The organism is Streptococcus sp. C300, assembly GCF_000187645.1.
Classification (GTDB): Bacteria; Bacillota; Bacilli; order Lactobacillales; family Streptococcaceae; genus Streptococcus; species Streptococcus oralis_CQ.
Window position 1 is genome coordinate 95316 of sequence record NZ_GL732469.1, and the last position, 8049, is coordinate 103364.

The 8049-nt window shown below is 39.4% G+C and carries 7 protein-coding genes; all 7 read left to right on the forward strand.

The genetic code is table 11. From position 1 onward, the window contains the following. The first annotated feature begins 4 nt into the window (after nt 1-4). Entirely contained in the window at nt 5-313 is a 309-nt protein-coding gene (locus HMPREF0849_RS08200; protein ID WP_000358231.1) for a hypothetical protein, read from the forward strand. A 229-nt stretch (nt 314-542) separates the two neighbouring features. Beyond that, entirely contained in the window at nt 543-827 is a 285-nt protein-coding gene (locus tag HMPREF0849_RS08205; RefSeq protein ID WP_001173991.1) for a WXG100 family type VII secretion target, read from the forward strand. A 71-nt stretch (nt 828-898) separates the two neighbouring features. Beyond that, entirely contained in the window at nt 899-3928 is a 3030-nt protein-coding gene (gene esaA / locus HMPREF0849_RS08210) for a type VII secretion protein EsaA (protein WP_000742183.1), read from the forward strand. An 11-nt stretch (nt 3929-3939) separates the two neighbouring features. Next, nucleotides 3940-4404, forward strand: a complete 465-nt coding sequence (gene essA, locus HMPREF0849_RS08215) for a type VII secretion protein EssA (protein ID WP_000720508.1) — start codon at nt 3940-3942, stop codon at nt 4402-4404. 65 nt (nt 4405-4469) lie between these two features. Next, nucleotides 4470-4709, forward strand: coding sequence for an EsaB/YukD family protein (locus HMPREF0849_RS08220; RefSeq protein WP_000434883.1), 240 nt, complete (start codon nt 4470-4472; stop codon nt 4707-4709). Then, nucleotides 4710-5981, forward strand: coding sequence for a type VII secretion protein EssB (gene essB / locus HMPREF0849_RS08225; protein WP_000796944.1), 1272 nt, complete (start codon nt 4710-4712; stop codon nt 5979-5981). Nucleotides 5982-6002: 21 nt separating this feature from the next. Next, on the forward strand, nt 6003-8049 hold a 2047-nt coding region (locus tag HMPREF0849_RS08230; protein WP_009013724.1), incomplete at its 3' end, for an FtsK/SpoIIIE domain-containing protein.

Genomic DNA, 8049 nt, shown 5'->3' on the forward strand with positions numbered 1-8049 from the left:
TGTGATGGATAAAAAGGAACTTCAGAAACTGGAGGATGAGCATAATCGTAAATTACGAGACTTAGAGCGTTTGGAGATGGATTTGGATGATGATTTCCACAAGTTTAGTAGGGAGACGGATCATCTCCTAGAGGCGCTTTCCTATGCATGCAGAGACAGTAGTTTTGCTGAAATTCAACCATATATCTTTGAGATAGAGAACAATTTGGATAACTATCATCAACTTTATAAGAGTTGTATAGAGAATGTGCTGGAAGCTCGTCATCAAGAGAATAAAAACTTTCATAGAAAGTTAGAAGAAAAGAACGTTTGACAAATATACCTTATAAAAGAAGGATGATATGAATTTGTTATAGTTTGTTATTATAGATAAAAAAGAAGTAATTATACAAGAAAAGTAGATAATTTAATCCTTCTTACTAGTTTTTAGATGGAAATAGCTCTTATTTTTTTATAAATAGAATAAAAAATGAATTTTAAACTTGCAATTGAGACAAATTATTGATATAATGAGGGCATAAATTAATATAAAGGAGTTTCACATGGCTTTAATTCAATTAACAACAGAAGAATTGCGCACCTCTGCTCAAAAGTACACTCAAGGTTCTGAGGAAGTAAGACAAGTACTTCGTACATTGACTCAAGAGCAAAATACTATCCGAGACAACTGGAAAGGTGCTGCTTTTGAGAGCTTTGATCGCCAATTCACAGAATTGTCTCCAAAAATTGAGGAGTTTGCAACTTTGCTTGATGAGATCAATGCACAGTTGAACAAGGTTGCTGAAATTGTTGAACAAAACGACCAAGATCTTGCATCACAAATTTAATTTGTTATATAAGTGGCTTTAGGAGGGCGAGAGCCTTCCTATTTTTTATGACGGAGAAGATTTAAAGTAATATGAAGAAGAATAGAATTTTTAAATATATAGGAAGTAGTCTGCTGGCATTAGGATTGCTTGCATTGATTATTTTTTTGAATCTATCTGTTCAAAAAAATACAACGATTAGCAATGAAAATAATGCAAAGGCTAATCAGCAGACAAAATTAAATGTAGCTATCGTAAATGAAGATAAGCCTGTCTACGTAGATACAAAAGAATATAATCTAGGTGCTAGTTATGTAAAAAATATCGAGCGTGATAATTCACAAAATTGGTCTGTTGTCCCTCGTGGAGCAGCTGATTCTGGATTAGAAAGTGGGAAATACCAACTCGTTTTAACAATTCCTAGTGACTTTTCTGAAAAAATACTCGATATTAACAGCATCAATGTTGATAAGACAACTATCAATTATAAGGTGAATGCGCAAGGAAATTTGCAAGTAGAAAATGATGCAAATAAACTAGCGAAAGATATTGTTGCTGATTTGAATGGTCAGTTAGTCGATATGTATATGGCTAGTATTTTGAACAATCTTTACACTGCTCAAAAGAATGTCCAAGCTAGCTCACAGATACAAGCGACCAATATCGGAAACTATCGTACGAACTTATATGGGACAGCTATTAACTCTAAAAATCTTTTCCCAACTCTCTATAGTATGTCTAGTTCCTCTGTTGACGCCAACAGTGCTTTAAAAACAGGTTTGGATAGTTATTCTCAGATTTTTGGTCGTTATGACGTTTCACAGATTGCCTATGGTGAAAACCTTGGCACTCTGCTTAAGAATAGGGATACTGAGAAGAAAAATCATGCGGATGTTATCACTGGACTCATCTCTAAGAGTCGGGAAGACGTTAAGGGACAAATTGAAACTTATAAAGAATTAATTAAAGCTCAACGTATTCTGACTTCTAATATAGATGGAACACCAGCATCCACTGATGGAACGTCACCAGAAGTTGAGGCTTACTATAAAAAAGTAGCAGAAAGCATCAGCACAGAGATTGGTAGCTTACAGAAAAATCTAACAGACGAAAGAACGAAGTTTGAAAATCATAAAAAGGATATTCATAACTTTATTGATGAGAAATTAGCCACTTACTATGGGACAAGTGAGAAGAGCAAAATCACTCTTAAGCAATTTTTGGATACAGCTGCAAACAAGGACCTAGAGAAGGCTGAAGAATCTCTCAAAGAGCAGTTGGCTTCTGCAATCTCAGAATTACCCAAAGAAGACTTTAGTGGAAAAGAATTTAGTGGTTTTGGTATGACACCGATCACAATTCCTTCTGTAGACTATACTGAATTAAAAACAATCAAAGAGCCTAGTGACGAAATCAATTCGACTGATTTGAAGAATTTGGAAAGTCTGGCAATCACGAGTACGAGTGCTGTTGGACGAACAGGAACAAAGGCTAAGGTATCATGGAAGGCTGGAACAGGAGTGACGGTTCATTCGGTCACTTATGATGGCACACCAGTTGAGTTTGGTCAAGAAATTGATTTGAAGACGGGTGGGACTTTCAAAGTAGCCTATAGTGTTGCAGAGGCAGCTCCGACTCCAACTACAAGTTCAACTGGGGCTCCAAGCCCAACTCCAAAAGCGGAGCCAAAGACTGTTGATATTTCCTTGAATGATGTTCAAGCAGTCAGTGCTCCGATAGATGTCTTAGCCGTTCAGCAAGCAGCAGTGTCTTACGGACAAAAGGTTCAGAAAATAGCTTCTGCCTACCAAAAGGTAGAATCACTCAAACAAGCATACGATACCGTCAGAGGGTTAAAAAATAGTGATGTGTCTAAAGCATTGTCAGATATTTGGTTTGAAGCTATTAGTTCAAATCTGAAGAAGTATGAAGACAGCTTAACTGCACCTGCTAGCGATACAGATAAAGATGGTGCTAAAGAGAAAGTAGATAAAGCCTTGTCAGCACTGACTAAACTGAAGCCTGTTCTAGAAAAAAATGTGCAGGATGTTTTGACTACCAACCAAGAATTGAATACAAAAATCAATGAACAGTTAGAGTTGTACAAGAAGTTGGAAAAGAAACTAGATGATTTGGTTGAGGAGCAAGGGAAAGGCAATGATGCTTTTGAAGAAACTAATAATCAACTGAAAACTCTAAATACTGATTATGCAACTCTCTTATCAGAAACTAAGGGTGTGAAGGAGTCTTCTCAAAGCAATGTCAAGGCGGCTGAGTCTGTTAATGAGACTTTAAGTAATTTCAATCGTGAATTGTCAAATGCTCAAACAAGTACTGAAAAGTTGTCACAAGATGCTGACTCCTTGATGACGCAGTTTAACGAAGAATTGACTAACAATGGAAACTTTGTAGAATCCTTTGTGAAGGTTCTGAATAATGCCTATCAAAATGGGGTACCAAACGAAGTATTGTTGAACTTCTTATCCAATCCTGTTACCCAAAATGCTACTTCAGTGAAAGCGACTGTCAATGTTTACCGTCCATTTACATGGATTTTACTATTGGAGATTGTTAGCCTCTTTACAGCCTATCTGTTTGCAACTCAAAACGTTATTCGCAAAGTCAAAGATAAGTTCAAACTTGATAAGTTACATGATACAGACTTGATGACGGTAACCATCCTATCTGCTTTAAGTCTCGTTGTCGGATTGGTAGTTGGTGTTGTATCAAGTGTTCAGCTACAGGTTGGCCGTGAATATCAACCATCTTGGGTTCTATTAATTGTTTTAGCCGCATTTGTACTGATTCAAGGTCAATATCTATTGCTTAAACATTTCCGAGTGATTGGTATGGGACTCTCCTTCTTTATGATGATTAGCTTTGTCTACCTATCAAATGCTATTGGGACAACAGCAAGTCTAACTGGTTTCCCAGCATTTATCAAAAATCTCAATGCGTTATCGATATTAGAAGGTTTGCTCTCAGGATACTTTGATGGACATCCAGCAGCAATTATCGCTTTTGTTGCAACGATTGTTGTCATAGCTGTTTTACTTGTTATAAATGTTTTTATCAGAGAAAGTAGTTTGTGGTTTCAAGCAAGCCAAGTTGAGAAAGAATAGAAAATAGAAATATGAAGAAAATCATTCTTTTCCTTCTTACCTTAGTAACATGTGCAGCAGTCTCTGGGGCTGCTGCAGATGATTTGAAGGATAACAGTCTGCAGATTGATGATTCCCGACTTGAAAAGAAAGAGGGATTGAAATTTGGTCTACAGTCTGAACAAACCAAGGAGCTTTTTAATGAAGCAACTCAAAAGAGGTTGCAGGACATGCAACAGCATCAAGAGGAACAGTTGATCACAGAAAGGGGCCAACTGTTTTCTGCTATACAGAGACCAGTGAAAAAATCTTCTGAAGAACAGTTGTTTCAGCCCAATGCTCAAAAAACAATTAAATTTCAAACAAATATAGGCCATGTAGAAAAAGGTGGTCTGAATGACTTTCTTCCAGAGATATTCTATGTGGTGTTGATTTTCTTGCTTTTTGGAGCAACGGCAGTAATGAGTTATCGTGTGATGGTAGAAGGGATGGACTAATTTTTTAACTAGTCTGTCTAACTAACTTAGAAAAGGATAAACCAGACATAGGAGGCGTGTAAAAGGTGGAGCAACATATCAATATTACCCTACGTTTGAGAGAAAGAGATGTGGATATTCGCATTCCACGGCGAATTGAAGTGCGCCGGCTGGTGCGAGAAGTGGATACGATTTTTAATCCAGGTATCAAGCGAAAAAAATATCAATTAAGAATTGTCAATAAAGGTTTGTTGATTGATGAAGGGAAACATCTGTCTGATTATCCTATGACGACAGGAGATTTAGTAGAAATTGAGGAGATATAGGTGGCTGAAGAAAAATTTGAATTTGGTGGACAGTCGTTTGTCTATGAAAAAAATGAAACAAACTGGGAATTAAAACTCAAACGTTCAGATGTTGCGAGTCAAGATTTACGGGAACTGTTACTATTGGATTTGCATCATCCATTCTTTTTGGAGCAATCGATGGTGTCTGATGAGGATAGTGTCACCTTCTCCTATCAAGTCGAAGCTCATGGACTGACTTATGAGGAAATAAAGGAACGTACCATTTCGGAAAGAATCCGTTTGGCCCTAAACGTTTTTCGTCTAGAGGACGCCTTGGAGTTACCTGTGACTTTCCTTTTGCACCCAGTAAATCTCTTTATTACCAAGGATGCTCAGGCTAAGATTGCTTATCGTGGAATTCCTGGTCTGATGGTTCCTCAATCAATATCCTCAGAAGATTTTTTACGCCAGGCTAAATGTTTTACAGTAACACTATTTAGCGATTTGGATTTCATGGATCTTTATAATGGTTCCTTGGAATTAGAGACCTTGCCAGACTTCTTAAATGATCTATGTCAGGCAGATGATATAGAGGCTGCAGTAGCTGTTTTGGAGAAGTACTACACGGAGAAGGCTGCGAAAGAACGAGCAGACTTGGTCTTGGTTCCAAGTAGACGCCATCGTGTCTTTAAACTGGCAACGATTTGGTTAACAGCCAGCGTTGTCTTGTTGATCGTTCCACTTATCTATCTGATTTTTGTGCAAAATCCTTTCAAAGAAAAGATGTTGCAGGCAGATACTGCCTTTATTAAAGTGGATTATAGTGGTGTTATTACAGAATTAGAGAGAATTGATCCAGCTAGCTTGCCGAATACGCAAAAGTATGAGTTGGCTTACTCTTATATTCAGGGATTGGAATTTTCTTCTGAACAAAAGAAAGTCATCTTGAACAACGTAACACTCAAGTCAGATGAGCTTTATTTGACTTACTGGATCCAGGTTGGGCGCAATCGTTTTGAAGAGGCTCTTGATATTGCCAAACGGATTAACGACAGTGACTTGATTCTCTACGCTTTGACTCAGGAAATCAAGCAGGTTCGAGAAGATGGTAACTTGTCAGGGAAAGACCGTGAAAGTAAGTTGAATACTTTGGAAAGCGAGTATAAGAAATACTGGGATAGTCGAAGTGAGCTACTAACGAGTGAATCAAGCTCCAATGCTTCTACAACTCCTAACCCTCAAGACAAGGCTTCTGAAAGCAAACCGTCATCTGAGAAGAAACCTGTTCCAAGTAGCTCCTCTAGCAATTAAAGTAGACCAAGGAGAGAAATTATGAAAAAACAAATCATTTTCTACAGCCAAGGTCTACGTTATGAAGTAGAACTGAGTGCAGATAAGACGGTCTTGATCGGGGCGACTGAAAAGGCCCAAGTCTACCTTTCTCAACAGGAAAGACCGATTCAGCTCAAGGTCGATGGTGACGAGGTCTTTTATCAGTACGACGATGAAGCAGGACTCTTGAAAGATGGTCTGCGTTTGGGTGAGGTCGTCTTTTATCTCCGAGAAGGGGAGCCAAGGGTTTATGACCTTTTGGATTTATCAGAGTTTCAGATTGGCTCTCAAAGAGGTGCATTGATCACACTAGATGGAGATGTTGAACTCTTACTCCAAAAATCCCAAAATCAATGGAAGCTAACTCGACTAAAAGGCGCATTTTATCGAAACAATCATCTGGAACAAATGGACCAGCAATTGATTGGTTTTGGAGATGAGTTGAGTCTAGGGGCGGTGACGATCAAGTTCTATCCTGATGAAGTATGGGTCCAGGGTCCTGCCCAAGTTGGGCCACAACTGACTCTGAGAGAACCATCTCGATATGGTTTTTATGAAGATTATCCAGATTATCATCGTTCTCCACGGATCATCTATCGTGGCAGCGAAGATAAAATCTTGATCAATCCCCCAGGCCAGGAACCGGTTAAACCGAGCGATGAACTGTTAAAGCTGATCGTTCCTCCTCTGATGATGGTCGGAGTAACCGTCTTAATCACCTTAATTCAACCTCGAGGGATCTATATCCTTGCGACAGTAGGGATGTCCATAACCACAATGATTTTTTCTATCCGTGGTTTCATAAAAAATCGTAAAAAGTACAAGGCTGATAAGAAGGAACGGGTCGATCTCTATCGTCTTTACCTGAAAGATAAGGTCAAGGAATTGACTCGTCTGGAACGAGAACAAAAAGAAGGGATGCACTATCATTTTCCAACGATTTTAGAATTGACGGACTTGGTTGAGAGTTACAATCACCGGATCTACGAAAAGACTCCCTTGCATTTTGACTTTTTATACTATCGTTTGGGACTCGGGAAAATGCCGACTAGCTATGACTTGAAATACGGTCAACAGGAGCGTAGTGGTAAGAAGGATGCTCTAGAAGAAGAGGGTTACGCTCTCTATAGTCGTCACAAAAAGATCCCAGATATGCCAATCCCGGCAAACCTCAGCCATGGACCAGTGGGTTATATTGGACCTAGAAATCTCGTTCTAGAACAACTGCAACTTTTGGTGATGCAGCTAGCGACTTTCCATTCTTATCATGATGTGCAGTTTATTACGATCCTGCCTGAAGAGGAAAAAGAGCAATGGTCTTGGATGCGTTGGCTACCTCATGCTAAACTGCAAGAACTCAATGTCCGCGGTTTTGTCTACAATCAACGAACACGGGACCAAGTTCTGAATAGTTTGAACCAAATCTTGAAACTACGTCGTAGTCAAAAGGAAGAAGCATCCCACAAGGAGAGCACCCTCTTCCATCCTCATTACGTGGTTTTAGTGACCGATGAGAAGCTGATTTTGGATCATATCATCATGGAGTTCTTTACCGAAGATCCAACGGAATTAGGCTGTTCTCTCATCTTTGTAGAGGATGTCATGAGTTCCTTGTCTGAGAACATCCAGACAGTGATCAATATCAAGGACCGTAATACAGGCCAACTGGTCATGGAAGAAGGAGTTTTGAAAGAGACGGACTTCCGTTTGGACCACTTCCCAGCAGATTATGACAAGGAGCGGATCGCCCGTACCTTGGCACCGCTCAATCACCTCCAAAATCTTAAGAGTTCGATCCCAGATTCTGTGACCTTTATGGAAATGTATGGGGCGGAGACCTTTGAGGATTTGCAGGTATCGAGCCGTTGGAAAAAGAACGCACCTTACAAGAGTTTGGCTGTGCCAATTGGTCTGCGTGGTCAAGATGACCTGGTTCAGCTCAATCTGCATGAAAAAGCCCATGGACCTCATGGTTTGATCGCAGGGACGACTGGTTCAGGGAAGTCAGAAACCATCCAATCCTATATCCTATCCCTCGCTGTTAACT

What these genes read in the sequence shown, in the direction of transcription:
- HMPREF0849_RS08200 (WP_000358231.1), top strand. Translation starts at nt 5, where the DNA reads ATGGATAAAAAGGAACTTCAGAAACTGGAGGATGAGCATAATCGTAAA.
- HMPREF0849_RS08205 (WP_001173991.1), top strand. Translation starts at nt 543, where the DNA reads ATGGCTTTAATTCAATTAACAACAGAAGAATTGCGCACCTCTGCTCAA.
- esaA (WP_000742183.1), top strand. Translation starts at nt 899, where the DNA reads ATGAAGAAGAATAGAATTTTTAAATATATAGGAAGTAGTCTGCTGGCA.
- essA (WP_000720508.1), top strand. Translation starts at nt 3,940, where the DNA reads ATGAAGAAAATCATTCTTTTCCTTCTTACCTTAGTAACATGTGCAGCA.